Genomic DNA, 24,288 nt, shown 5'->3' on the forward strand with positions numbered 1-24,288 from the left:
GCTGATCAGGCCGAGATGATCTTGGTGTATTCGTCGAGCGCCGGCCCATAGTTCTTGGCGTACCAATCCATGTCGAGCGGGATCTGCTTCTTCATGTTCTCGGGATCGACGGGGTTGATGCGCTTCTTGTCGGCGGGGATCAGCGCGTCGGTGGCCGGATTGGCCGGGCCCTGGCCAAGCTTGTCGAACATCACCAACTGCTTTTGGGGATCCTGCGCACTGGCGATGAACTTCATCGCCGCGTCCTTGCCGCCAGGGTTGTTCTTGAGCACGGCCAGCGCGCCGGGCGAGATCAGGCCCTGGTCCCAGATGAACTTGACCTTGCCGCCGGAATCCTGCTCGATCAGCGAGGCGCGCGTCGACCATACGATCGCCATCGAGGCTTCGCCATTGAGCAGCACGCTCTGGCTCTCGGCGCCGCCGCCCCAATAGGCGACGACGTTTTCCTTGAAGGCTGCGATCTTGTCATGCGCACGCTTGAGATCGAGCGGGTAGAGCGAAGCCGGCGCGACACCGTCGGCCAAAAGGGCCGCTTCCCAGCTCGACACGCCCCATTTGTAGAGAGAACGCTTGCCCGGGAATTTCTTCACATCGAAGAAGTCGGCCATGCCGGTCGGAGCATTGCTGCCGTACTTGTCGGAATCGTAGGCGATGACGTAGGAGAAGAAATAGGTCGAGGCCGCATAGTCCCAGCCGAAGCCCGGCCGCATCTTCTTCTTGTCGACGATGTTGTAGTCGATCGGCTCGAGCATACCTTGCGCGCCGAGCGTGATCGCCGAAAACGGATCGACATCGACGAGGTCCCAGGTCGGAGCACCGCTCTTGAACTGCGCGGCGATCGCGCCTTCGGTCGGGCCCGAGCCGTCCATCTTGACGGTGATGCCGGTGTCCTTGGTGAAGGCCTGGCCATAGGCGGCGTCATAGGCGGTGATGGCGTCGCCGCCCCAGTTCACCAGCACCAGTTCCTTCGCAGCGGCGAATGCGCCGCTCGAACGCAGCAGCATCGGCGCGCCAGCCAGCACGAGCGCCGCGAGTTGCGTGAACTGCCGGCGCGAGATCTCGCCGCCTCTTGTCCTTGCGGACAGCGTTTCGATGGCTTGTTTCTTGGTATCGTTGGTCATGTCAGTTCCCCTTATTGTCGTTGATAGTACCGGAAAGTGGTGTGCGAACGTCTCGTCCACCGATGGTCATTGCCCTCCGTCCGGAAGGAGGAAACCCTTTTCCGCCGGCCAGGTCAGCCATACGGAATTGCCTTTGCTGAGCGCGGCGGCGGCTACCTCATTGGGCACCGAAACCGTGACTTTCGCACCCTGGCGCGTCGTCAGGTCGAGCTTGGTCGCCGCCCCTAGGTAGGTCGAAGCGATTGCGGTCGCGGCAATGCCGTTCTCTCCGGCGGCGGCCTCGCGCGCGATCGACATATGTTCGGGCCGGATCGCCAGGATGGCGTCGCCACGGACTTTCTCGGCCTTGCAGTGCATGCTGACCGCGCGGTCCTCACAGAGGCCGGTCGAGCCATTATCGGCGGGCCTGACCCCTTTCAGCGGCAGCATGTTGATCTCGCCGAGGAACTCGGCGACGAAGCGATTGTCCGGCCGGTCGTAGACCTCGTCCGGCGCCCCGACCTGCAACAGTTTGCCATGGTTGAAAATGGCGACGCGCGACGACAGCGCCAGCGCCTCGCTCTGGTCGTGGGTAACGAAGACGAAGGTGGTGCCGGTCTCCTGGTGCAGGCGCTTCATCTCTGCCTGCATCTGGCCGCGCAGGCTCTTGTCCAAGGCCGAAAACGGTTCGTCGAGCAAAAGCACGCCCGGTTCGAACACCAGGGCCCGGGCAAGTGCGACGCGCTGCTGCTGGCCGCCGGAAAGCTGCGACGGCAGTTTCTTTTCGTGGCCGACCAGACCGACGCGCTCGATCATCTCGCCGACGCGCTTCTTGATCTCGGCGGCCGATTTCTTGCGGACCTTGAGCGGGAAAGCGATGTTAGCCTCGACACTCATATGCGGGAACAGCGCATAGCCCTGGAACACCATGCCGGCGGCGCGCTGTTCGGCCGGGCGGTCGGTGATGTCGGTGCCGTCGCTGAAAAGCCTGCCCTCGGTCGGCTGCACGAAGCCAGCCAGGATCATCAGGAAGGTTGTCTTGCCCGAACCGGAGGGGCCGAGCAGCGTGAGGAACTCGCCGCGGCCGATATCGAGCGTCAGATTGTCCAGCGCACGGAACGAGCCGAAGCTCTTGCCGATCCCGATTGCCTTGATCTCTGCGGCCCGGCCGGGTTGCTGCATCCTGCCTTTATCCTTCCCGTTAAGCCAAATCGTAGGCAGGGCTGAAGCTCACCGCAACCGAATAGTTTTCGCCTGATCGGCAAATTTCATTCATCTATGACGGCCGACGCCAACCTGCCCCTCAATAAGGCTGAACGCGGTTCTCGGAGAGCGTGGACCTCAGCCATCCCGCGAACGCTTCCAGTACCGGGTGCGAGACCTTGGCGTGCTCAGAGACCAGGAAATAGGAGCGCGGCGACTTGATCGCGATGTCGAACGGCCTGACCAGACGGCCTTCGCTCAGCGCGCGGCGGCTGGTCAGTTCGTCACCCATGGCAATCCCCTGGCCGGCAATCGCCGCCGAGAAAACGAGGTTCATGTCGGAAAAGAAGATGCCGCCTTCGGTGTCCGGGTTTTCGACCTTGGACAGCGCCAGCCAGCGTGCCCAATCCTCGGTGTCATCGAGATGGAGCAGATTGGCGCGCAGCACGTCCGCCGGCCGGGAAAAGCCGCCGACCTTGTTGAGCAGCGTCGGACTGCAGAGCGGCGTGAACGAGATTTCGCACAACAGCTCGGCCATGCGGTTCGGCCAGTTGCCGACGCCAAACGCGATGAAGGCGTCGGCCTCGGCATTGCTGACATCGTCGAGCCGCCTGGGCGTCAGGATGCGCAGCGCCACATCAGGATACATCTGCCGGAACTCGCCGATATGGGTGCACAAGAACAGTGAGGCGAAGCCCGGCGTACAAGAGACGGCGAACGAGCCGCCGACGCCGGTGCCGGCGTCGCGCGTCACCGCGTCACCCAGCACGGTGAGGGCCTTGCGCACGTCGCTGGCATAGCGCTGCCCACGCGGGGTGAGCGCCACGCCCTTGCCGATACGCTCCAGCAGATCGAAGCCAAGGTCGCGTTCCAGCAATCGAAGCTGATGGCTCACCGCGCTGCGGGTCAGGTGCAGTTCGTCGGCGGCGCGCCAGACGCTGCCGTGACGGGCGAAACTGTCGAGCGCGCGCAGCGCCTGCGTGGATGGAATTCTCAAGAGGTGAACCGAATTTGCATGAACCGGGAAAACATATCACTTTTTGGCGAGCCGCTTCACTGCTTTCTTTGATGCATGGACAAACCGGTGACGACATCGGCGCAAGAGACTGCGCTTGCCTGCCTCGACGGCATCCAGCCCCTGCTGTCGGCCTGGACACGCACCATCTTCGATTTCGGCGAGACCGCGTGGCGCGAGTACCAATCGGCCGCCTGGTACGTCGATCGGCTGAAACGCGAGGGCTTTTCCGTCGAGGAAGGCTCGAGCGGCATGCCGACCGCCTTTTGCGCTCACTGGACGAATGGCGCCGGACCGACCGTGGGCATGTATGCCGAATATGATGCGGTACCCGGCAACTGCCAGGATGCGGTGACGGTCAAGCAGCCGCGGCCCGGCCTTGGCGCCGAGGCCGGCGGCCACACCGATCCGCATTCGGGGCTCGGCATAGCAAGCCTCGGCGGCCTGCTCGCCACCAAAGCCGCGATGCAGCGCCACGACATTCAAGGCACGCTGCGCTTCACCGGCGAGCCGGCCGAAAAGGTGCGCGGTTCGAAGCCGATCCATGCCGCCAAAGGTTATTATGACGGGCTTGCCGGCATGATCTCCTTTCATCCCTTCTACATGCTGCCGCTCTGCAATACGGCGCGCTGGGATACGCATTGCGGTGCGGCCTACGCGATGATCTATCGCTTCGTGTGCGACGAACCCGAAAATTGGGTTCGCGCAGGTGACGGCGCGCCGATCCCGCAGGCGCATTCGGCGGTCCGCGCCCCTGGCGCCAACGATGCGCTGATGACCATGTACATGGCCTCCAAGGCGCTGCGCGATTCCATGCTGCCGCACCAGGGCGGCTGGTCGATCAGCGAGGCGATCCTGACGGCTGGCCAGGCCACGGCCGACAATCTGCCGGCGAGCCTGGCCGAGATCCAGTACATGATCCGCGTGCCGACGCTTCGCATGGCCGAGCAGGTGACCGCGGTGCTCGACCGCAACGCCGCGGCCGCGGCCGCGATCAGCGGCTGCCGCTACGAGCGGCACTGGGTGTCGAAGTCGCGGCCGGGGCTGGCCAACCACGCCATGGCCGGGATTGCCTACGAAGCCCTTTCGACTGTCGGACCCCCTCGCTGGGACGAAGCCTCCAAGACGATCGCGCGCGAAATCCAGGTCAATGCCGGCGGCACCGCGACCGAAAATCCCTTTATCGATGAACTGGAGCGGCTGATTTCCCCACAAGAGGCCGAGGCGATCCTGCGCCGCGACCTGCCGCCGTCCCAGGTGAACTCGACCTCCGACGACTACACCGACATGAGCTGGCACGCGCCGACCGCGCGCTTCTATGTCGCTCGCCCAGCGCTCCGTTCGGCGAATGATAGCGCCTATCCCTCCTGGGTGATGAACGCACTGGGCGGCATTCCGGCAACGATCGACCCGATGGTCATTTGCGCCGCGAAGACGGTCACACTCGCGGCGCTGCGCCTGCTCGAGGACAAGACCGCCCGCGATGCGGCGATGGACGAGTTCATCACCCGTACCGGCGGCGGCATCGGCGGCTCCAACTGGATCGCGCCGCTCTGCGACTACGAGCCGCCGATCAATTTCCGCTGGCCGGAATATGTCACCACCGCGCGCGGGCGCGACTGGTGGATCCCAAGCAACGCATGACCCGACCAACCCTTGAGAACTAGCCCACGAGGAGAACCGCATGACCGTTCATGATCGCATCGTCGCCGAGCCGTTTTCGCTGCAGCGCCGCAATCCGGCCGGGGGCACCAAGCCACTGACCGTCTGGGGCTTCGCCAACGAAACCGACGTGTTGACCGACGTGTTGCTCGGATCGCCCAATTTCCTGCGCCATCTGTCGACCAGTTCGCTGTCGCGCAAGCACCTGCGCGAGGCGCCTTGCAATGTCCAGATCGCGCAGGCGCAGCACAAGGACCTGGTCGCGGCTTACGAGCATTTCGGCGTCAACATCCATTGGCACGAGCCGACGCCGGAACTGCCGATGCAGGTTTATTCCCGCGATTCCAGCGTGATGACGCCTTATGGCGCCATTATCACCGCCATGGCCAATTGGTGGCGGCGCGGCGAGAATTACGCCGCCATCCGCACCTATGAAAAGCTCGGTATACCGATCTATGACATGGTGACGGCCGGTACCTTCGAGGGCGGCGACTTCAACGTCATCGAGGACGGCGTGGTGCTGATCGGCTGCGGCGGCGCCCGCACGCAGGAGGAAGGCGCCCGCCAGGTGCAGGCCTGGTTCGAGAAGGAAGGCTGGGAGACACGCATCGCCTTCATCGACGAATATTACGTCCATATCGACCTGATGGTGGTGCCGATCGCCGAAAAACTCACCGCCGTCTGCCTCGCCTGCACCGAGCCTGGCATTGTCGACTGGCTGAAGGGCAAGGGTCACGAGATCATCGACGTCCCCTTCCAGGACACGATGGCGCTCGGCTGCAACTTCATGTCGCTGGGCAAGGACAGGGTGATTGCGCCGACTTCCAGCCAGACATTGATCGGTAAACTCAAGGCGCGCGGCTTCGAGGTCGCGGCCGTCGACATGAGCGAAATCTCCAAGACGGGCGGCGGCATCCACTGCATGGCGCAGGCGCTGAAGCGCGAAGCGGCCTGAGCCCGGCAATGACAAACCATCCTCGCCCGCCGGACCGAGAATCTAGCGGGCGAGCTGCTTACCCCGCCTTTCCATCGACAAACCACGCAGCTGTGTCCTCGCCGCTCTTGTGAGCGTCGGCAAAATGGATGAATAGTCGGACAGGGCGACGCCCTGAAATTGCCGTTTGCGGTTTTCAGGTCGCGCCAGAGCCGAGCCGGGTTTTTGAATGGTCAGCCCTGAACCACGCAAGAGAAGAGGTCCGATCGCCTCCCGCCTTCTAGCGCTGGACGCATGGCTCGATTCCTCGCTCTACGAGATCGGGTTCAAGGCGCGCCAGTTCTGGGAAGCCGCGACGATCTTCTCGCGGCGCTTTCGCCTCAAGGGCTGGCGCCGTGGCCTCATCGAGCTTTTGAGCGAAGGTTTTACACTCGGCGCCGGCGGCATGGTGGTGATGCTGGCGCTGGCGATACCCGCTTTCCAGGACACCACCGGCGACTGGCGCGCCCAGGGCGACTTCGCCGTCACCTTCCTCGACCGCTATGGCAACGAGATCGGCCAGCGTGGCATCATCCAGCGCGATTCCGTTCCGGTCGACGAGATGCCCGATCATGTCATCAAGGCAGTGCTTGCCACCGAGGACCGGCGTTTCTTCGAGCACTACGGCATCGACGTGCTCGGCCTGTCGCGCGCGATCTTCGAGAATGTGCGGGCGAACTCGGTCGTTCAGGGTGGCTCGAGCATCACCCAGCAACTGGCCAAGAACCTGTTCCTGACCAATGAGCGAACGTTCGAGCGCAAGATCAAGGAAGCCTTCCTGTCGCTGTGGCTGGAGGCCAATCTGTCGAAGAAGGAAATCCTGCAGCTCTATCTCGACCGCGCCTATATGGGCGGCGGCACGTTCGGCATCGAGGCGGCGGCGGACTTCTATTTCGGCAAGAGCGTCAAGGACCTGAATCTTGCCGAGGCGGCGATGCTGGCCGGCCTTTTCAAGGCGCCGACCAAATACGCACCGCACATCAACCTGCCGGCGGCGCGTGCGCGCGCCAATGTGGTGTTGTCCAACCTCGTCGATTCCGGCTTCATGACCGAAGGCCAGGTGCTGCAGGCAAGACTGCATCCGGCCGACGTCGTCGACCGTGGCGAACAGAAGAGCCCGGATTATTTCCTCGACTGGGCCTTCGACGAGGTCAAGAAGATCGCCAAGCCCGGCCAGCACTCGCTGGTTGCCCACACCACCTTCGACGCCAACATCCAGAAGGCAGCGGAGGAGTCGGTCGAGTTCCACCTGCGCCAGTTCGGCAAGGAGTACAACGTCACCGAAGGTGCCGTTGTGGTCATCGAGACCAACGGCGCGGTGCGGGCGATCGTTGGCGGCCGCGACTACGGCGCCAGCCAGTTCAACCGCGCCACCAAGGCGTTGCGGCAGACCGGCTCGTCGTTCAAGCCGTATGTCTACGCCACGGCAATGGAACATGGCTTCACGCCGAACTCGATCATTTCAGGCGGGCCGATCAGTTGGGGCAACTGGTCCCCGCACAATTACGGCGGCGAGTCGGCGGGCAACATCACGCTGATCATGGCGATGGCCAAGTCGATCAACACCGTGCCGGTGCGGCTGGCCAAGGACCATCTCGGCATCGCGCCGATCAAGGCTTTGGCGGAATCGTTCGGAGTGGAATCGCCGCTCGAGGGGCACAAGACGATGGTGCTCGGCACCTCTGGCATGACTGTGATGGACCAGGCGACGGGCTACAGCGTGTTCGCCCAGAACGGCTTCGTCGGCTCCCGGCACGGCATCACCCAGCTCGTCACCCGCACCGGCGACGTGGTCTATGACTGGACCAAGGATGCGCCACCACCGCACCGCGTGCTGTCCGAGCAGGCCCTGAAATCCATGAACACCATGCTGACGGCCGTGCCGGTGATGGGCACGGCGCGGCGGGCGCAAATTCCCAACATCGTCGTCGCCGGCAAGACCGGCACGACACAATCCTACCGCGATGCCTGGTTCGTCGGCTTTACCGGCAACTACACGGCGGCGGTGTGGCTAGGCAATGACGACTTCACGCCGACCAAGAACATGACCGGCGGCTCGCTGCCGGCAATGGTGTGGCAGCGGTTGATGGTCTACGCGCACCAGAACATCGACCTGAAGCCGATCCCCGGCATCGACAAGCCCTTCGTCGACGAGGAGATCGCGGCCAAGGCCGCCGAGGCGCAGAAGAAGGGCGAGGAACAGGCAGCGGCCGATGCCGCTGCCGAACGGCCGCCGGTGTTGTCCAGCCGAACCACGCAGACGCTGCGGGACATGAGCCAGCTGTTCCAGATGGCGCCGAAACTCGACGCCCCCACTCCACCCGAGACGCTTTCGGCCCTGTGATATCCGCCCGGTAAGACAAGACCGACAGGCAAATCCACCACGCGGCTTGCCACAAGGCCCTGCGCCGCGATATCCCCGAACTGCAATCCTTCGCGTGCCCGGCCCCTTCATGCTCAAGAACGCCTTCCTGATGCTGCTTTCGCTTGCCATAGCCATTGGCGGCGGCGGCGCCAGCGTCTGGTATGCGCTGAAGATCCAGGACGGCGTCGGCGCGATCAGGATCGGCCAATGGACAGCCTTCCCCGACATCGGCACACCGGCCGCGGACCCCTATTCCAAGGCGCGCGTGGCGCGCGAGGGCGTGCTGGCGCTCGGCCGCGCCGAAGGTCTGTCCTTCGTGGCGGAAAATGACGCCGCCGGCGACCAGCTCAAGCGGGAATGCACCTACAGGATCGAGGGTGGATTTCCGACAGCTAGGTTCTGGACACTTTATGCCGCCGATCAATCGCTCGGCGTCGTCGAGACCGGCAAGTCGCGGCTTGCGGCACTTCAGTCCTACGAGGTGCTGCGCCAACCCGACAATTCGGTGATCATTTCCGTCGGCCATCACCCAATGCCGGGCAACTGGCTCCTGACCGACGGTTCTGGAAGGATGTATTTCGTCCTGACCTTCTACGACACGCCGATCGCCAGCAGCACCGGCCTGTCGGATGTTTCGCTGCCCAGGATCGTGAGGGCGGGCTGCGATGCGTAGTTTGCATGCCGCCCTGCGCAGGCTTCTGCATGCCGTTCTGCTCGGCCTCGTCGGCGCTGGCATCGTCCACATTATCGTCCTGCTTCTGGTGCCGGAATTTTCGGAACGTGACGCCTGGTCGCGTCTCTCCATGGCTTCGGATCTCTACAGGATGAACCGGCTCGATGCCGAGGCCGGCGGCGCGCCGGTGGTGAAATCGGTCGACCCGCTGTTCTACGCCACCGCCTGCCGCTTCGACCTCGAGGAAGGAATGGTCCGGATCAAGGCGCCGGGGAACGTGCCCTTCTGGTCGGTGTCGGTCTATGACCGCAACGGCCACAATGTCTATTCCTTCAACGACCATACGGCGACCGACGGTAAGCTGGATGCCGTCGTGCTGACGCCGGCGCAGATGATCGACGTGCGCAAGGACCTGCCCGAAAATCTGCAGGGAGCGATTTTCGTCGAGGCGCCCATCGACGAAGGCATCTTCGTCATCCGCAGCTTCGTGCCGGACGAGAGCTGGAAACCGATCGTGTCGCGCTTTCTCGATCAGAGTTCCTGCGAGCTGCAGGATTTCTAGGCCGACCATAGGTCCAGAGCCGAAAGCCTGACGGACCAAGCCATGGCTTCAGCAAGGCTCAGTGATGCGGCACGGGCGTCCGCGGCGATCCCGGTTTGTCTGGTCCGGCCGGCCGCGCTTCGCCGGTATTTGACCGCTCATAGCGGATGCCGGGAAATATGATCACGGCCGCCGGTATTTCGGTGGTTTGCTTGGCTCGATTGGTCGGTGCCGCACGCGGCACGAAAGACAGTACCATGCCCATGGTTCGCGCATTCCTCTCGGTTTCCCCGGAGCACAACGCAACGCCTCCAAATATCATTAAGGCCGGCAGAGGGTTAACGGAGCGCTAACGGATCGCCGCTAATTTGATCTTTGTTCCCAGGTCAGAAATTTCTGACCGAGCCAATCGCGAAACCGGCACAGTCCCGGTGGCGCGAGGCCAAGTGTGTATCTGTTGTCAGGCGTATCCTTCGTGTCATCTTCGGATTTCAGGCAAATCGCGATAAGGACGGAATCGGGAAAAGCCGAAAGGCTGTTCCGCGCCGCCGTGTCGGCGTTCTGCTCGCTGACCCGCCCGTCGCGCCGCGAGATCGGCCAGCTCGAAGACCTGACGCTGCCGCTGTTCGACAATGTGTCCGTCGAATCGCGACGCTATGTGGCAGCCGCCCTTTCCGAATGCGAATATGCACCCGCAGCCCTGGTCCGGCGCCTCTGCGAGGAACCGGTCGACATTGCCGCTCCGCTGCTCATCCGCTCGCGCGCCGTCAGCGATATCGACCTGATCGCGCTGATTGGCCGGCATGGGCTGCCGCATGCGCGCGCCATAGCGCGTCGCAAGGATTTGAACCCGACCATCGCCGATCTGATCAGGGCGCTCGAAAGACCGACCTTGGTACGGACGCGGGATCCGGAAGCAGCCCCGGCGCAAAGCCTTATCGTGAAGACGCAAGCGACCGCGGACAGCGAGACAAACCAGCAAATGCCTGGCCAGCAAATGCCCGGCCAGCAGACGCCCGGCCTTGCCGCCGAGAACGCACGGCGCAGGCTGCGCTCCATGATGCACACCGGCAACGAAGCCTTGGCGGCGAAGGTCGATGCGTTCCCAGGTGCGGATACCTATGTCAAACTGCGCGAGACGGCACTGACGGGAAACGCCGCGTTCTTCCAGACCGCGCTAGCGGACGCCCTCGACATTGATTTTTCGGTCGCGCAATCGCTGACCGCCAACCAGAATTATGCGCCGCTGCTTGCGGCGCTGCGTTCGCTCGACTTCAGCGAGGACCGGGCATTCCTGATCACGGTCGCCGTCTATCCCGGCCTGTTCCCGCATCCGCAGGCCATCCGCACCTATCTCGACCGCTACCGCCTGTTGTATCGCGATACGGCCCTGGAGAAAGTGCGGGGATGGAAAGCCGAAATCCTGTCCAAGGCGGCTCGCGACGCTTCGCCGGCAACCGGCGACAGCCGCAAGGCCTCCAACAGCGACGAAGACGCCCCCGGCCTCAGGGTGTCTTCACGGAAATAAGCTCCTCGACGGGAACGCTCCCGGCCTCGATCTCGACCACCCAGATGTCGGAATCGAATCTTTTCTCGCGCTCAAGTCTCGCATCCAGCACGGCGGCATCATCGCCGGTGGCGAGAAGGCTGAAAAAACGGTCTTCGGGCTTGGCCGAATCGTAGCTTGTCTGCGGTGCCGGCCCGTAGAGAGCCGTCTCACCCATCCTGCCCCGCGCCAGGATGAACACAGCCCCGGCCTCGGTCGCACCGCGCTTGACCACTGCGGCAAATCCGCCAGCGCCGAAAACCCGGCGCAACAGGGCCGACACCCACAGATCAGCGGTTACGCGCATGGAAGACTCCCGACGACATGCGGGCTCTCTACCGAAATTTCGTAAGCAGAGCGAGCCGTCGTTTCGGCCGTCAGTTGGTCAGGCCGATCTCGCGCATCTTGACATAGACGATCTCGTCGGGCTCGCCGGTCTGCGGCAACCCGAACAGCGACTGGAATTCCTTGATCGCCGCCTTGGTGCGCGCACCGACGACGCCATCCAGTTGCATGTCGTCATTGCCGAAGGCCTTGAGTCCGGCTTGGATTTTGACAATGCGGGGATCGGGCCCCTGCAAAGCGGCACTCGTCTGCAGTGACACGGGCATGGCGGCCGGCGCCACGTCGGGACGAGGCCGCGGCTTGGGCACGGCGGCGGTCTTCGGGGTTGCACCCAGCTGATCCAGCAGTAGCGCGTCGATCTCGCCCGAGGCGTTCAGCCCGACCTTCTGCTGATAGGCCTGTATGGCCTTGCGCGTGTTGGGGCCGGAAATGCCGTCGACGGTGCCGGAATAGAAATCGAGGTCCTTCAAAATGCCTTGCACCTGCTCGACTACCGGATCGCCCTTGATCGGGGCGGGCGCAGCATTGGGGCGCACGATGTTGATTGTTGTCTCCGGCTCATCGGCGGCGTGCGGAAAGCCCTGGAAATGACGCGTGGCGAAAAACGCCCCAGTGTGCGGGAAAGGCTGATACCACAGCGCGTTGGCCGAGACGTAGAACAGCGTCACCAGGAATGCGGTCGATCCTCCCACCAGGACGGGATTGCGCGAAATCATGCCGCCAACGGCGATGGCGCCGTCCTGAAAGGCGTTGCTGCGGCGTTTGACCGCCTTAGCCTGTTTTGCGGAGCGAGCCATTTCCGTCCCCTTTCGCCCTCGTCACCGGCATCGTCAGCACGCCGGTCGCGTTGGCGGGGCGTCCCTTCGGCCCGCTGACCGGCAGGCTGATGGTCACCGTGGTGCCCTCGCCCGGCATGCTCTCGATCGACATGGTCCCTTCGTGCAAGGCCACCAACCCCTTCACCAGGGAAAGGCCAAGACCCGTCCCCTCGAAACGGCGGGTATAGTCGTTCTGGATCTGCATGAAGGGTTTGCCGAGATTGGCGAAATCCTCCTCGGCAATGCCGATGCCGGTGTCTCTGACCCAGAAATGCAGACGTGAGCCGATCCGCTTGGCGCCGACGACGACATCGCCGCCGTCGGGCGTGAACTTGATTGCGTTGGAAACGAGGTTGATGAGCATCTGCTGTACGGCGCGGCGATCGGCATTGATATCGCCTGCGTCTGGGGCGATCTGCGCCTGCAGGTCTATATTCTTGGCCTGCGCCTGCAGCCGCATCATCGACTGGCACATGTCGACAGCTTCGATGAACCGGAACGGCTCCGGCTCGGTGGCGTAGGCGCCCGATTCGATCCTCGACACGTCGAGTATGGATGTCACGACTGCCAGCAAATGCTGGCCCGAATCCCGCACGAGGCCGACATACTCCTTCTGGCGCGGGTCCTTGAAGGCGCCGAACATCTCGTGCAGCAGCATGTCGGAGAAGCCGATGATGGCGTTCAACGGCGTGCGCAGTTCATGGCTCACCACTGCCAGGAAGCGGCCTTTGGCCACTTCGGCTGCGGCCGCCGTCTCATTGGCTTGCGCCAGTTCTTCGCGCAGCCGCGCAGTCTCGTCATTCTCGCGCAGGACAAGTGTAAAGACGTCGCTTTGTTCCTCGCCGCGCACCAGTTCGAGCGCGAATGGCTGATAATTGTCGGCCACCAAACCATTTCCGTTCTGGGTGCCGTTGCCGCTCTGGGGCAGCCTGATGCGCAATTCGAGACGGCGCGACAGTGCGCCATCACGCATGTCGGCCAGGGCGCTGAGATAGGAGACACGGTCCGACAGGTGGACGCGGTCGAAGAGACCCGTTCCGGACAGCAATTCAGGCGGCAATTTCAGAAGCGTGCGCGCCTTGGCGGATGCATCAAGGACTTCGCCGTGGCGGGCGACCCGCAGGACCACCGCATCGATTACGTCTTCCAATCGGTCACCGGCATCGACCGCATCGGCCGCGCCGGCGGTGCCGCGAAAAGCCGATATGCGTGGGATGAGGGTCAACGCCCACGCCAAGGGCACCAGCCAGTGCCAGGCGGCGATGTGCGCGTCCGCGAATGGAAGGAAGGCGACCGACAGGGACTGAAGAGCGATGGCGACGACGGCCGATGCGCCCCCCCACAATGCCGCACGCCGCGACGCACCGATCCACCAGGCTTCGAATGGCAGCGCCAAGGCAAGCATGGCGACAGGTGAACTCAATCCGCCGGCGGCACCGATGAGACCGCCAAGGGCAATCGCCGCCATCGCCAGGGCGATCGGTCCCGCGGCGGCCATCTTGCCGGTCGCTGCTACCAGCAAGGCGACGAACCAGCACAGGCCGAAGGCCGCGAAAATGGCGGCCATGGTCACGGCGGCCCCCATGCCCGATGTAACCAGCGTGACCGCAGCACCCGCTGCAAACAACGGCGCGGCCAGCATCACGCCGATGAAACGGCGCTGGCGCTCGCGGTCGCTCCGCTGGAGAACGCTGGGATGAACCATGCGTTCACAACCGGCCGCCATTGCGCCAGGCAATTCAGCGTATCTGGCCTCGATCGGCATCAACTCAACGCACTCGCACTCGTCGTGAACAGCTCTGCTTTTGCAGATTGTCTTGGTTGGCTTTGAAACTCGCATCCAGCGTTTAAGGAATGGATAAGGCAGGGCCGACCAAGGCCGCCCCTGCGGCAAATATCGGGATGACGGCCGCCGAAAACCCGGGCAAATGCAGCCATAGTAAACGGAGGGTTATTCGCGAACGCCCGCCGTCAGCTGGCCAGAGACAGGGACGAGATTGCCTGCATTTGCAAAAAATATCGTATAAACAACTAGATAGATGGTCATCGGATGGTAACGAAAATCGTCCCGATGTGAAACAAATCGACAGCAAAATGCTTCGTTTCGAATTTGCCTAAAATTTGAGGAAAATTCTCGGTGATCATGCAAGCCGTCTTTCGTGCCTGTGTGCCAACATCCTGCCCATAAAAGAGGTCATGCCATATGACGCATGATCCGGTCACGACGAGAGGCAAGGCATGTTCTTCCTGATAAGAATGGCTTTCTGGTTTTCACTGGTACTGCTGGCGCTGCCACTGGGTGTCGGTTCCGATGAAACGGGCCAGGAAAGCGTCGGTCCGATCCAGGCCCTGTTCGCGGCGCGCGACGCCGTCGGTGACATCGCCGGGATCTGCGAACGCAAGCCCGATGTCTGTGAGACGGGCAAATCGGCGATGCACACCATCACCGCACGCGCCAAGGAGACCGCCAAGATCGCGGCCGCCATGCTGGACGACAAGTCCGCCGGCCCCGACACCTCGACAATGACGGGCAGCGTTCAAGAAGTGGTCCTGCCCGAAACGGTCAACCTGCCGATAAAGAATTAGGCCGTCTCGACGGCGCACCGCGGGCTGTCTGCCCTCTCGACGCCCGCGGTGTCCTTGTTTTTTCCGTGACGCGGCGCCGCCGCGTGACTATATCCGGGTCATGACGACCACGATCCAGACGATCCGCGACGATTTCTCGTTCCTCGACGAATGGGAGGATCGCTATCGTTATGTGATCGAGCTTGGCGAAGCTTTGCCTCCCTTCCCCGATGCGGAGCGCAACGCCGCCAACAAGGTGCCGGGTTGCGTCAGCCAGGTCTGGCTGACCACCGAACGGGGTCCGGGCGCCGATCCCGTCATCACCTTCACGGGCGATTCGGATGCTCATATCGTGCGCGGACTGGTCGCGATCATGCTGGCGCTGTTTTCCGGAAAGACGGCAAGCGAAATCCAGAAAACCGACGCTGAAGCCACGCTGAAGGCACTCGGCCTCGACGAGCACCTGTCACCCCAGCGCGCCAACGGCCTTCGCTCAATGGTCAAGCGCATCAAACGCGACGCCGAGATGGCGCTCGCGCAGACCGCCTGACGGGTTTCAGCTTTCGATTTTCCACCCTCGCAAAATCAAACGGCGCCCGAAGGCGCCGTTTGATTCGGTTCCAATCTGGCAAGCCGCGACTACCGCGCCTTACGCTTGCGGCCAAGGCCCATCTTCTTGGCAAGCTGCGAGCGCGCCGCCGCGTAGTTCGGGGCAACCATCGGATAGCTTGGGTCAAGGTTCCACTTTTCGCGATACTGATCGGGCGTCAGATCATAGTGGGTCATCAGGTGACGCTTGAGTGACTTGAACTTCTTGCCGTCTTCGAGACAGACAATGTAGTCGTCATGAACCGAGCGCTTCGGGTTGACAGCCGGCTTCTGCTTGTCGGCAGGCGGCTGTTCGACAGTTCCGCCCACACGCCCGAGAGCGGCGTGGACATCGGATATCAGGTTCGGCAGTTCGCCGACCGGCACGGGATTGTTGCTGACATAGGCAGCCACCACATCGGCGGTGAGCTCGATCAGCGCATCATTGTTTCTAGAAGGTGTTTCGACAATATCCATGGTCTTCAGGCCCCAACAAGAGTTACGTCGGTCTGTGCCCCTTTTTACAAGCAGGGCATTGCACGAATTTTGCGCAGATAGAGCTGCGACGAATCGTGTCACGGGGACATCAATGCGACCACGCGTCAAGTAAGTCAATTCGCTCCGCGCATTATATTTAGGAATGTTGATCAACTATTGCGGGATCAGCTTCAATCTTTCGTGCACCATGTAATTTTTCGATATTTCGGTCGCCAAACCGACAAAGGCTGACGTCGGGTCAGCTAGCCGTTACATTCGCGATAACTCACAAAGCAAGTTTCGATGCTCCGGTTTGCTTGGCGGCCAAGCCGACAAGCTTGGTTGTTCACATCTGTCCACAAAACCACAGGTTGCCAACCCCTTGCGCACTGGCCACTTGCCAAGCCACGAATACGGTCGCATGAGACTGGCCGGCAAAGACCAGAGTTAGCAAAACAACGGCGAAGGCCGCAGCAATACGGGACTGAATGGTCATCTTCTCTCCTCCGGCCATCTCATAGGCCAATACCACCTCTACGCCACAGCTCTTGAACCCGCCCCGATCGCGTGTTCATTCGTCGTCCAAGAAATTTCCAGAGCGAGACGCAATGACCAGGACTTCCCGATTTCCAATCGTCAGCCCACCAGCACCCGAGAAGCGGCCGGTTTTCGACACGCATCACGGCATTACGCGAACCGACGAATATGCCTGGCTGCGGGCGGATAACTGGCAGGAGATGTTCAGGGATCCTTCCTTGCTCGATGTGAGCATCCGCGCCGAACTCGAAGCCGAGAATGCCTACCAGTCGAAGCTGATGGCCGACACAACAGATCTGCAAAAGCAGCTTTTCAAGGAAATGAAGGGCCGCATCAAGGAAGATGATTCTTCCGTCCCCATGAAGGATGGGCCTTATGCCTACGGCTCTTCCTTCAGGCTTGGCGGCGAGCAGCCGCGCTATTTCCGCATGCCGCGCGATGGCGGCCCCGAGCAGATCCTGCTCGACGGCGATGCCGAGGCCGAGGGCAAGGCCTATTTCCGGCTTGGCGGTGTCGACCATTCGGCCGATCATCGCAAGCTCTTGTGGGCCTTCGACGACAAGGGTTCCGAATTCTACACGCTGCGCGTGCGCGACCTTGGCGATGGCAAGGAGCTGGCGGATCAGATTCCCGCCACCGGCGGTTCGGGCGTGTGGGACGCGGGCAATGACGGGTTCTTCTATACGCGCCTCGACCCCAACCACCGGCCGTCGAAGGTGCTGTTCCACGCCCTGGGGGAGAACCCCGAAAACGACCGCCTGATCTATGAGGAAACCGACCCCGGCTTCTTCATGAACGTCGACGGAACCCGCAACAATGAATGGATCATGATCGGCATCAACGATCACGAGACCTCGGAATATCGCCTGCTGAGCGCCAGCGATCCATTTGCCGAACCGAAGCTGGTTTCGGCGCGCGAGACCGGCCTTCAATATGAGCTGGAGGAAGGCGGCGATATCTTCTTCGTCCTGACCAATGCGGACGGTGCCAAGGACTTCAAGATCATGACGGCGCCGGCGAGCGATCCGGTTCGCGCCAACTGGCAGGAACTGGTGCCGCATGAACCTGGCCGGCTGATCCTGTCGGTGATCGGCTTCAAGGACCACATGGTCCGGCTCGAGCGCAAGGAAGGCCTGCCGCGCATCGTCGTGCGCGATCGCACCAATGGCGAGGAGCACCTGATTTTCTTCGATGAGGAGGCCTTCTCGCTCGGCCTTTCAGGTTCCCTGGAATACGACACCGAAATAATGCGCTTTTCCTACTCGTCGATGACGACGCCGTCGCAGGTGTTCGACTACAACATGCGCACCCGTGAGCGCGTGCTGCTCAAGACCCAGGAAGTTCCATCCGGCCACGACCCCCATCGTTACGTCACGAGGCGGCTGATGGCGCCCGCGGCCGATGGCGAACTGGTGCCGATCTCGCTTCTGCATCACCGCGACACGCCGCTGGACGGGTCCGCGCCTTGCCTGCTCTACGGTTACGGCTCCTACGGCATCGCCGTGCCGGCCGCCTTCAATACCAACTGGTTCTCGCTGGTCGACCGCGGCCTGATCTTCGCCATTGCCCATGTCCGCGGCGGCAAGGACAAGGGTTACGGCTGGTATGATGACGGCAAGCGGGCGCGCAAGATGAACACCTTCACCGATTTCATCGCCTGCGCCCGCCACCTCGTTGCCGAGCGCTATACCGCGCATGACCGCATCGTCGCGCAGGGCGGCTCGGCCGGCGGCATGCTGATGGGCGCCGTCGCCAACATGGCGCCGGATTGCTTCGGCGGCATCGTGGCCGAGGTTCCGTTCGTCGATGTGCTCACCACCATGCTCGACGCGACGCTGCCGCTGACCCCGCCTGAATGGCCGGAATGGGGCAATCCGATTGCGTCGGCCGACGATTACCGGACGATCGCCGCCTATTCGCCCTACGACAATGTCGCTGATCTCGACTACCCGCCGATCCTGGCGCTCGCCGGTCTTACCGATCCGCGCGTCACCTATTGGGAGCCGGCCAAGTGGGTGGCGCGGCTGCGTGACCGCAAGAGCGGCGACAATCCGGTGCTGTTCAAAATCAACATGGATTCCGGCCATGCCGGTGCCTCCGGCCGGTTTTCGCGCCTGGAGGAGATCGCCTATACCTGTGCCTTCACGCTGAAGGTGACGGACAAGGCATAGCTTACGGGATCGCGTCCGGCCATGTGTCTTATACTGTCATGGCGATGATCGGCATCTCGGCGGTCATCGCCACATCGGCGATGCTGTTCAGCATCGTGCCGGCAGGCATGATGATCATGACTTTTTGAATTCCGCGCTGCTCATTTCCGCTCGCAATTGCGACGCTCGCGCGCTACCCAAAGCACGACTTTTCCGGTCAACGAAGCCCACACTCGCACAAGGGTCCATTATGTTGCTCGTCGACGTCTATCTCGACAAATCGCCGATCCAGGGCATCGGTGTGTTTGCCAAGAACCACATTGCCAAGGGCACGCTCGTCTGGAAGCTCGACCCCCGGTTCGACCGGATCATCGACGTCGAGACCTATGAGGGCGAGACCGGGCCGGTGAAGAACTATCTCGACCGCTATTCCTACCCCGACCGGCGCGATCCGGCCTATATCGTCTTTGAGGCTGACGACGCCCGCTACATGAACCATGACGACGAGCCGAATTGCGATGTCTCATCGCCTGAGGAAACCTACGCCCTGCGCGACATCGCCCCGGGCGAGGAGATGACCTGCAACTACAACCATTTCTTCGAAACGGGCTTCGATTTCCTCGGCGATCGCCACCTGCAATCCGAGGACTAGTTCGTGCTTTTCTTGCGCGCCGGATAGCCGTTGGGATGCGGCGGTACCGCCTTGAGATAGGCGGCAATCGCCGCACGGTCATCCGCCGTCAGCTCGGCCATGTTGCGCTGCACGTCGACCATGGCGCCGCCGACGGAATCGAAATTCGGTGTGAACCCGGTTTCGAGGTAGTTTGCGATATCGGACGCGGACCAGTCGCCGATGCCCCCCTCGCCCGAAGTGAGGTTCGGCACGACGCCCGGGCCCACGGCGGCCACGGCACCGGCCAGCCATTCGCTTTTCTTGGTGCCGCCAGCCAAGTCGCGCGGCGTATGGCATTCGCCGCAATGACCCGGCCCTTCGACAAGGTAGCGGCCTGCCATAACAGGTTCCGGCGCGCCATCAGGCAGGGGAATGACAGGCTGGTCGCTGAGATAGAGGCGCTTCCACAGGCCGATGCCACGCCTGATGTTGAATGGGAATGCCAGCGAATTGCCCGGCGGCTTGCCGGCGGCGGCGGGGAGCGTCTTCAAGAAAGCGTAGAGGTCGGCGACATCAGAAGGTTTCATGCGCGCGTAAGAGGCATAGGGGAATGCCGGATAGAAATGCTGGCCCGTGGGCGAAACACCCTTCAGCATGGCATTGGCGAGATCCTCGATCGACCAGGCGCCGATGCCGTCCTTGGGATCTTGCGAAATGTTGGGAGGCACGAAAGTGCCGAACGGGGTCTTGAGTTCGAGGCCACCCACGAGTTGAAGCCGTGCATCGCCCTGCGACCCAGGCTTCGCATGGCAGGAGGTGCAGCCGCCGGCATAGAAAATGCGCTTGCCTCGGGCAGCGTCACCCGGCCCGAGTTGCGCCAGGGTTGCAGCATCGAGCCTGACCGGTGCCGACAGCAGCCACCCGGCGGCCGCGCCGGCGACGCCCAGGACGAGGGCCGCGCCGACGAGCTTCTTCAGCCATGCCATGGCTGGCAATCAGCCCTTCTTGACCCTGTAGCTCTGATGGCAGGCGCCGCAATTCGACCCAAGAACGCCGACTTGCGCTTTGAGCGCATCGACATCGGCAGGAGCCGCCGCGACGGCCGCCTTGACGTCGGCGAGATACTTATCCTCGGCCGCCTTGAAGCCGGCCATGTCTTCCCAGATCTTTGGTGCCGCCGTGGTGTCGCCGGTATCGCTGCCCTTTGGGAACAAGGCCTCTACGTCGAATTTCTCGGCATTTGCCTGCACTGCCTGCAGCTGCGTCAGCACCGCGGCGGCATCAAAGGGTTCCTCGCCCTTGGCCACTTTCGACAGGCCGCCGACGATCTTTCCGCGTTCCTTCATCAGAGCCTGCCGATCGAGGATCGGATCGGCAAAGGCCGCCGACGCGGCGAGTGCGAGCATAGAGATGGCGACGACAAGCTTTCTCATTTATTGGGCTCCGTGATGAGGGCATTTCAGGACAGGACGTTAACGGACGTGGAGAAAGGAATATTCCCTTCTGCCCGCATGAATTTTGTGTGACCTTTCCGCGGCACCTCGGTACAGAAAAAGAAAAGCCCCGGCATTGAACTGACCCCGTAAAGTTGGACACAACCTTCGGAGGTCAGTTCACATGCCGGGGCTTTTCTGAAGGCCTGTCAGGCTTTTTCGTAGAGTTCGAGAACGTGGTCCCAGTTGATCAGGCTGTCGACGAAGGCCTCGAGGTATTTCGGCCGGGCGTTGCGATAGTCGATGTAGTAGGAGTGCTCCCAGACGTCGACGCCGAGGATCGGCGATGCGCCGTGAACCAGCGGGTTTTCGCCGTTCGGCGTCTTCGAGATCGCCAGCTTGCCGTCCTTGACCGAAACCCAGGCCCAGCCCGAACCGAACTGCGTCGTGCCGGCGGCGATGAAATCAGCCTTGAACTTGTCGTAGCCGCCGAGATCGCTGTCGAAAGCCTTCTGCAATGCGCCAGGCAGCTTGTTGCCGCCGCCGCCCTTCTTCATCCATTTCCAGAAATGGATGTGATTGTAGTGCTGGGCGGCATTGTTGAAGAGACCGGCATTCTTGCCGAACGACTGCTTGACCACCTCTTCGACCGAAAGATCGCCAAGGCCGGCTTCCGCGGCCAGCTTGTTGCCGTTGTCGACATAGGCCTTGTGATGCTTGTCGTGGTGATACTCCAGCGTCTCTTTCGACATATAGGGCTGCAGGGCCTCATAGTCGTAGGGCAGAGCGGGCAATTCGAAAGCCATGGGTAGTACTCCCTCGTGGAAAATCCGGTGTGGATACCGAAGTAAGATAGGTCGGGATTGAGCTGGAGCAACTCCGGAAGTGAAGCGCCGGTTCCTTTTCTAAGCGGGTTCCCGAGAACTGTCACACGCTTTTCCTGCGACCGACCGCGCAGCGGCAAAAAGGCCGGACAGGCATCTCAGCCAGCCGAGGTCGAATGCGCCCAATCCCAATAGAGTTCGCGTGCCTTCTTGGCCACCGGGCCGGGTTGCAGGTCGCGGCTCTCGATGCGGGTGATCGGCACCACTTTGGAGTGGTTGCCTGTCGAGAAGATTTCGTCCGCTTCGAGGAAATCCCGCACCGATAGCGTCTTTTCGGTCGTCCTGAACCCATAGTCGCCGAGCAGCGTCATCGTGCGCGAGCGGGTAATGCCGGACAGGAAGGTTCCGTTGGGCGCCGGCGTCAGCACATGGCCGTCCTTCACAAGGAAGATGTTCGAGCTTCCGGTCTCCGCGACATTGCCCAGCATGTCGAGCACAAGCGCATTGTCGAAGCCGCGCATCTTGGCCTCGAGGATGGCGCGGCCATTGTTGGGATAGAGGCAGCCGGCCTTGGCATTGGTCGGCATGGTTTCGATGGTCGGACGCCGGAACGGCGACACGGTCACCGAAAAGCCGGTCGGCGAGATCATCGGCGATTCATAGAGGCACAGACAGAAACGGGTCGAGGCGGGATCGGCCGGCACGCCCATGTAGCCGCCATGCTCTGCCCAGTACATCGGCCTGATGTAGACCGCCGTCTTGCCGTCGAAGTTCTTCAATCCATCCCAGGTCAGCCCGACAATCTGCTCTAGCGTCATGTTCGGCGCGAGGCCGAGCGCGATCGCCGAGGCATTGACGCGTGCGGCATGAAGTTCGAGATCGGGCGCCACGCCCTCGAACCAGCGCGCCCCGTCGAACACGCTGGTGCCGAGCCACATGGCGTGGCTGCGTGGCCCCAGGATGGCGACATTGCCTTCATACCAATCGCCATCGACGAAAGTCCATGTCGCGGATTGCGCCGCCGCCGCCAGTGTCATCGCGTTTTCCCGTTCCGGTCAATCTTGTGTGACAGCATTGGAAGATGCTTTGGCAGCTGTCGTCAACCAGCATCGGGGAGTTTTGTTGAGGCCAGCAACAGGTGCGATGCAATCAAGGCTTGCACCTTGTCCCGCCTCGCCTCAAAACTGTTGCCATGCAATACGCCGCTTATGTTTTCGATGCCTACGGCACGCTGTTCGACGTGCACGCGGCGGTACGCCGCCATGCGGACGCGATCGGCCCCGACGGCCAACTCCTATCCGAAATCTGGCGTGCCAAGCAGCTCGAATACTCCTGGGTACGCACTCTGATGGGCGCCTATGCCGATTTCTGGCAATTGACGGAACAGGCGCTGGACTTCGCCTTGCGCAAGGTCCCTTCGGCCGATCCGAGCCTCAAGGCGAAACTGCTGGAAGCCTATTGGAGGCTAGACTGTTACCCCGAAGTGCCGGCCGTGCTGAAAGCGCTCAAGGCTTCGGGCGCCAGGCTGGCGATCCTCTCCAACGGTTCGCCCGAAATGCTGGAGGCGGCGGTCAAGTCCGCGGCACTCGACCAGGTCCTGGACGATATCTATTCCGTCGATGCGGTGCGTCGCTTCAAGACCGATCCAGCGGTCTACGACATGGTCGCCACGGGATGGCGTCTCTATCCCGGCGCGATCTCCTTCCAGTCTTCCAATCGCTGGGACATTGCGGGCGCCACCAAATTCGGCTTCCGCACGGTTTGGATCAACCGCTTCAATCAGCCGGAGGAATATCGGGACTTGCCGCCGGCCCTGATCCTGCCATCGCTGGAGGCCCTCGTATCCGCCGGCTAAACGCACCTGTGGCCTCAACGCCACAGTGGCGGCGCAGTCACAGCTTCGCCTTTGTTTGTCCACGTTCGGGCCAGAATCGGAACCGCCTATCGCCTCAGGTGTTGTCATGCACCCGCAGCGGACGTCGGTGTGTTGACGCCTTGTTGCGATTTGAGTCCTAAAGAAGGCAGCCATGTCCATAACCGAAATCGAATCCTATCGCCTGAGCCGTCGCGGCTTCCTCAACGCCGCAGCATTGGGCGCCGCCTCGATTGCGGTTTCCGCATGCGCCACCACTGGGCCGGGGCCGGTCCAGCCGCCGCCACCGACCTACGTCGAACCGCCGCTCGCCGATTATGCGTCGATGTACGCGGCGGTCAGCGATGGCGGCTTCGATCTGCCGGCTATCCCGGTCGACAGGATCGACCCACAGTTCCTGCGCCAGATCGTTCCCGACCCGACCGGGCAGAAGCCAGGAACCATCATCGTCGATACGACAGGCCATTTCCTCTATCTGGTTCGTCCGGGTGGCCAGGCAATCCGCTATGGTGTCGGTCTCGGCCGCGCCGGCTTCGAATGGTCGGGCGACGCCGTCGTCCAGTGGAAGCAGAAATGGCCGAAATGGACGCCGCCGGATGAGATGATCGCCCGCCAGCCGGAATTGAAGCAGTACAGCGCCGACAATGGCGGCATGCCCGGCGGCTTGAAGAACCCGCTCGGCGCGCGCGCGCTCTATCTCTTCCAGGGCAATGTGGACACGCTCTACCGCCTGCACGGCTCGCCGGAATGGCGCTCGATCGGCAAATCGGTGTCATCGGGCTGCGTGCGCCTGATGAACCAGGACATCATCGACCTCTACGACCGCGTGCCCTCGAAGACACCGGTCATCGTGACCAACGACCCCCGCCAGCCGATGGTGGCCGCAGCGACGGCCAACCACAAGGCCATCCCGATCGACGCCGGCGTGCCGGATGGATCGGTGCTGCTCGGTCCGGTCAAAGCGGTCACGAACGCGATCTTCTGAGC

At 62.3% G+C, this 24,288-nt stretch carries 24 protein-coding genes; 12 read left to right on the plus strand and 12 right to left on the minus strand.

Annotated features, from left to right (window positions below; translation table 11 throughout):
• Positions 1-5 precede the first annotated feature (5 nt).
• From C7I87_RS09355 to C7I87_RS09365, 3 genes are all read right to left on the minus strand, one after another.
• Complete coding sequence (locus tag C7I87_RS09355; RefSeq protein ID WP_149903927.1) at positions 6-1,121, minus strand: ABC transporter substrate-binding protein; 1,116 nt, start codon at positions 1,119-1,121, stop codon at positions 6-8.
• A 66-nt stretch (positions 1,122-1,187) separates the two neighbouring features.
• A complete protein-coding gene (locus tag C7I87_RS09360) occupies positions 1,188-2,282 on the minus strand; it encodes an ABC transporter ATP-binding protein (RefSeq protein WP_149903928.1) in 1,095 nt (364 codons plus the stop codon).
• 121 nt (positions 2,283-2,403) lie between these two features.
• On the minus strand, positions 2,404-3,300 hold the full coding sequence (locus tag C7I87_RS09365; RefSeq protein ID WP_149903929.1) for a LysR substrate-binding domain-containing protein: 897 nt from the start codon (positions 3,298-3,300) through the stop codon (positions 2,404-2,406).
• A gap of 75 nt (positions 3,301-3,375) precedes the next feature.
• Here C7I87_RS09365 and C7I87_RS09370 point away from each other — a divergent pair, with 75 nt between their 5' ends.
• From C7I87_RS09370 to C7I87_RS09400, 6 genes are all read left to right on the plus strand, one after another.
• Positions 3,376-4,962: a zinc-binding metallopeptidase family protein gene (locus C7I87_RS09370; RefSeq protein WP_188393787.1), complete on the plus strand. Its 1,587-nt coding sequence runs from the start codon at positions 3,376-3,378 to the stop codon at positions 4,960-4,962.
• A gap of 40 nt (positions 4,963-5,002) precedes the next feature.
• Positions 5,003-5,935: a dimethylarginine dimethylaminohydrolase family protein gene (locus tag C7I87_RS09375; RefSeq protein WP_149903931.1), complete on the plus strand. Its 933-nt coding sequence runs from the start codon at positions 5,003-5,005 to the stop codon at positions 5,933-5,935.
• 208 nt (positions 5,936-6,143) lie between these two features.
• The gene (locus C7I87_RS09380) at positions 6,144-8,297 is read left to right on the plus strand and encodes a transglycosylase domain-containing protein (protein WP_149903932.1); all 2,154 of its coding nucleotides are present in this window, start codon (positions 6,144-6,146) and stop codon (positions 8,295-8,297) included.
• Positions 8,298-8,406: 109 nt separating this feature from the next.
• Complete coding sequence (locus C7I87_RS09385) at positions 8,407-8,991, plus strand: DUF1214 domain-containing protein (protein WP_149903933.1); 585 nt, start codon at positions 8,407-8,409, stop codon at positions 8,989-8,991.
• Positions 8,984-9,553, plus strand: a complete 570-nt coding sequence (locus C7I87_RS09390; RefSeq protein ID WP_149903934.1) for a DUF1254 domain-containing protein — start codon at positions 8,984-8,986, stop codon at positions 9,551-9,553. Before C7I87_RS09385 ends, C7I87_RS09390 begins: the two co-directional genes overlap by 8 nt.
• A gap of 454 nt (positions 9,554-10,007) precedes the next feature.
• Positions 10,008-11,060, plus strand: a complete 1,053-nt coding sequence (locus C7I87_RS09400) for a DUF2336 domain-containing protein (RefSeq protein WP_149903936.1) — start codon at positions 10,008-10,010, stop codon at positions 11,058-11,060.
• On the opposite strand, the gene C7I87_RS09405 is transcribed toward C7I87_RS09400, so the two are convergent.
• The 3 genes from C7I87_RS09405 to C7I87_RS09415 all read right to left on the minus strand — a co-directional run bounded on the left by C7I87_RS09405 (position 11,038) and on the right by C7I87_RS09415 (position 13,946).
• Positions 11,038-11,385: a DUF1491 family protein gene (locus C7I87_RS09405; RefSeq protein WP_149903937.1), complete on the minus strand. Its 348-nt coding sequence runs from the start codon at positions 11,383-11,385 to the stop codon at positions 11,038-11,040. The two genes, C7I87_RS09400 and C7I87_RS09405, sit on opposite strands and share 23 nt — an antisense overlap.
• A gap of 70 nt (positions 11,386-11,455) precedes the next feature.
• Entirely contained in the window at positions 11,456-12,220 is a 765-nt protein-coding gene (locus C7I87_RS09410; protein ID WP_149903938.1) for a peptidoglycan-binding domain-containing protein, read from the minus strand.
• A complete protein-coding gene (locus tag C7I87_RS09415) occupies positions 12,195-13,946 on the minus strand; it encodes a sensor histidine kinase (protein ID WP_149903939.1) in 1,752 nt (583 codons plus the stop codon). The genes C7I87_RS09410 and C7I87_RS09415 overlap by 26 nt, the downstream gene beginning before the upstream one ends.
• A gap of 533 nt (positions 13,947-14,479) precedes the next feature.
• Between C7I87_RS09415 and C7I87_RS09420 the strand changes: the two genes are divergently transcribed.
• Both C7I87_RS09420 and C7I87_RS09425 read left to right on the plus strand, forming a co-directional pair.
• Entirely contained in the window at positions 14,480-14,827 is a 348-nt protein-coding gene (locus tag C7I87_RS09420) for a DUF5330 domain-containing protein (RefSeq protein WP_149903940.1), read from the plus strand.
• A gap of 100 nt (positions 14,828-14,927) precedes the next feature.
• The gene (locus C7I87_RS09425) at positions 14,928-15,356 is read left to right on the plus strand and encodes a SufE family protein (RefSeq protein ID WP_149903941.1); all 429 of its coding nucleotides are present in this window, start codon (positions 14,928-14,930) and stop codon (positions 15,354-15,356) included.
• Positions 15,357-15,445: 89 nt separating this feature from the next.
• On the opposite strand, the gene C7I87_RS09430 is transcribed toward C7I87_RS09425, so the two are convergent.
• Complete coding sequence (locus C7I87_RS09430; RefSeq protein WP_027143963.1) at positions 15,446-15,871, minus strand: Ros/MucR family transcriptional regulator; 426 nt, start codon at positions 15,869-15,871, stop codon at positions 15,446-15,448.
• Positions 15,872-16,217: 346 nt separating this feature from the next.
• Positions 16,218-16,367, minus strand: coding sequence for a hypothetical protein (locus C7I87_RS09435; RefSeq protein WP_246696237.1), 150 nt, complete (start codon positions 16,365-16,367; stop codon positions 16,218-16,220).
• A gap of 112 nt (positions 16,368-16,479) precedes the next feature.
• On the opposite strand from C7I87_RS09435, the gene C7I87_RS09440 reads away from it, so the two are divergent.
• Together C7I87_RS09440 and C7I87_RS09450 are read left to right on the plus strand one after the other, a co-directional pair.
• A complete protein-coding gene (locus tag C7I87_RS09440; RefSeq protein WP_149903942.1) occupies positions 16,480-18,579 on the plus strand; it encodes a S9 family peptidase in 2,100 nt (699 codons plus the stop codon).
• A 229-nt stretch (positions 18,580-18,808) separates the two neighbouring features.
• The gene (locus C7I87_RS09450) at positions 18,809-19,210 is read left to right on the plus strand and encodes an SET domain-containing protein (RefSeq protein WP_140506104.1); all 402 of its coding nucleotides are present in this window, start codon (positions 18,809-18,811) and stop codon (positions 19,208-19,210) included.
• Here the strand turns inward: C7I87_RS09450 and C7I87_RS09455 are convergent.
• The 4 genes from C7I87_RS09455 to C7I87_RS09470 all read right to left on the minus strand — a co-directional run bounded on the left by C7I87_RS09455 (position 19,207) and on the right by C7I87_RS09470 (position 22,465).
• Complete coding sequence (locus C7I87_RS09455; RefSeq protein ID WP_149903943.1) at positions 19,207-20,157, minus strand: cytochrome c; 951 nt, start codon at positions 20,155-20,157, stop codon at positions 19,207-19,209. The genes C7I87_RS09450 and C7I87_RS09455 overlap by 4 nt on opposite strands.
• A 9-nt stretch (positions 20,158-20,166) precedes the next feature.
• The gene (locus C7I87_RS09460; protein ID WP_149903944.1) at positions 20,167-20,604 is read right to left on the minus strand and encodes a c-type cytochrome; all 438 of its coding nucleotides are present in this window, start codon (positions 20,602-20,604) and stop codon (positions 20,167-20,169) included.
• Positions 20,605-20,813: 209 nt separating this feature from the next.
• Positions 20,814-21,410, minus strand: a complete 597-nt coding sequence (locus C7I87_RS09465) for a superoxide dismutase (protein WP_056563640.1) — start codon at positions 21,408-21,410, stop codon at positions 20,814-20,816.
• A gap of 176 nt (positions 21,411-21,586) precedes the next feature.
• Positions 21,587-22,465 carry a branched-chain amino acid aminotransferase gene (locus C7I87_RS09470; protein WP_149903945.1) on the minus strand — a complete coding sequence of 293 codons (879 nt, stop codon included), beginning with the start codon at positions 22,463-22,465 and terminating at the stop codon, positions 21,587-21,589.
• 155 nt (positions 22,466-22,620) lie between these two features.
• Here C7I87_RS09470 and C7I87_RS09475 point away from each other — a divergent pair, with 155 nt between their 5' ends.
• Together C7I87_RS09475 and C7I87_RS09480 are read left to right on the plus strand one after the other, a co-directional pair.
• Positions 22,621-23,283: a haloacid dehalogenase type II gene (locus tag C7I87_RS09475; RefSeq protein ID WP_149903946.1), complete on the plus strand. Its 663-nt coding sequence runs from the start codon at positions 22,621-22,623 to the stop codon at positions 23,281-23,283.
• A gap of 172 nt (positions 23,284-23,455) precedes the next feature.
• Complete coding sequence (locus tag C7I87_RS09480; protein ID WP_149903947.1) at positions 23,456-24,286, plus strand: L,D-transpeptidase; 831 nt, start codon at positions 23,456-23,458, stop codon at positions 24,284-24,286.
• Positions 24,287-24,288: the final 2 nt, after the last annotated feature.

Source organism: Mesorhizobium sp. SARCC-RB16n (assembly GCF_008520305.1).
Taxonomy (GTDB): Bacteria; Pseudomonadota; Alphaproteobacteria; order Rhizobiales; family Rhizobiaceae; genus Mesorhizobium.